Raw genomic sequence first — 1,887 nt, forward strand, 5'->3', positions numbered from 1 at the left:
ACGAGGGTGGGCGGCCCCACCAGACGCACCTTGCTGCCCATGGCCGTCAGCAGATGGATGTTCGAGCGCGCGACACGGCTATGGCCGACATCACCACAGATCGCGACGTTCAGCCCGCTGAGCGTGCCAAGATGGCGCTTGATGGTCAGGGCATCGAGCAGGGCCTGTGTCGGGTGCTCATGCATGCCGTCACCGGCATTGACCACACTGGCCTCGACCTTCTGGGCCAGCAGGGCTGGCGCACCCGAGGCTGCGTGACGGACCACAAGCAGGTCGCAGCGCATAGCGTTGAGCGTGGCTGCCGTGTCGAGCAGCGTCTCACCCTTGTTCACTGAGGAGGTGGCGACCGTCATGTTGATGACATCCGCCCCCAGACGCTTGCCCGCCAGCTCGAAGCTCGTGCGTGTGCGGGTGCTGTCCTCGAAGAACATGTTGATCACCGTCCGGCCGCGCAGCGCATCACGCGGTGCGGTGCGTGAACGGCTCAGCAGGGCATAATTGGCCGCGAGATCGAGATAGGGGGTGATCTCTTCGGCGCTCATGCCCTCAAGGCCAAGCAGATGATGCCGTCGGGTGAGCGTCTCAGCCATGCGCGATCGCGGCTCCTATACGGGCCAGAACCTCGTCCCGGCCAAGGGCTTGCAGGGTCAGGTCGATACCGGGCGATACCGTGCTGCCGGTCATGGCCGCACGCAGGGGCTGGGCGACCTGCCCCAGCTTGATGGCTTTCGCCTCGGCGAATTCGCGAAGTGCGGCATCGATGGCCGATGCCTCGAATGGCTCCACCAGAGCGAGGGCCTGCGCCACACCGCGCAGCACTTCCTTGCCTTCTTCCGAAAGCTGCTTCTGTGCCTTCGCGTCATAGGTAAAGGGCAGGGAGCGACCCAGAAACGCGGCGCTGTCGGCGAGGTCGGTCAGAAGCTTGGCGCGCTCCTTGAGGCCCGGCATCAGCGTCAGCACGCGGGCGTGCAGCGCATCATCCACCGTCAGGTCCTCGCGTTCCTTCAGGCGTTCGATCACATCGTCGGTCAGACGTGCATCATCGGCCTCACGCATATAGACACCGTTCAGGTGCGTCAGCTTGACGTAATCCATGCGTGACGGCGAGCGGCCGACGCCATCCAGATCGAACAGGCGGATCTGCTCCTCACGGTTGAGGATCTCGGCATCGCCATGCCCCCAGCCCAGACGCAGCAGGTAATTGCACAGCGCCTCCGGCAGAAAGCCCTCATCGCGGAATTCGACCACCGATTGTGCGCCATGACGCTTGGAGAGCTTCGCACCGTCCGGCCCGTGAATGAGCGGCAGATGGGCGAAATGCGGCAGATCCCAGCCCATGGCGCGATAGATCATCGCCTGACGAAACGTGTTGGTCAGATGATCATCGCCACGGATCACATGGGTGATCGCCATATCATGGTCATCACACACCACGGCATGCAGATAGGTGGGTGTGCCATCCGAGCGAAGAATGATCAGATCATCCATTTCGGCATTGGCGACGCGGACCTCGCCTTGGACCAGATCGTTGATAATTGTCTCACCCTCGCGCGGCGCCTTGAGGCGCACGGCGAAAGGCGCTCCCTCGGGAGCTTCAGAGGGATCACGGTCACGCCACATGCCATTATAGCGCGGCGGCTGGCCATTCGCGATGGCATCCTCGCGCATCTGCTTCAGCTCGTCTGCCGTGCAGTAGCAGCGATAGGCCAGACCTTTCTCAAGCAGTTCCTGCGCCACTTCCGTATGGCGGCCCTGACGCGTGGACTGGAATACAGGCTCCTCATCCGCCGTGATGCCCATCCAGGCCAGCCCTTCGAAAATCACATCCACCGCGCGCTGCGTCGAGCGCTCGCGGTCCGTGTCCTCGATTCTGAGCAGGAATTGCCC

The 1,887-nt window shown here is 63.1% G+C and carries 1 protein-coding gene and 1 pseudogene; both read right to left on the minus strand.

What is annotated here, in order from left to right; all coding sequences use genetic code 11:
- A pseudogene (gene pyrB, locus P792_RS38995) lies at positions 1-590 on the minus strand (aspartate carbamoyltransferase catalytic subunit); the annotation flags it as partial.
- On the minus strand, positions 583-1,887 hold a 1,305-nt coding region (gltX, locus tag P792_RS31630), incomplete at its 5' end, for a glutamate--tRNA ligase (RefSeq protein ID WP_023979362.1). The gene gltX and the pseudogene pyrB, both read right to left, overlap by 8 nt.

It is taken from the genome of Asaia sp. SF2.1, from assembly GCF_000505765.1.
Lineage (GTDB): Bacteria > Pseudomonadota > Alphaproteobacteria > Acetobacterales > Acetobacteraceae > Asaia > Asaia bogorensis.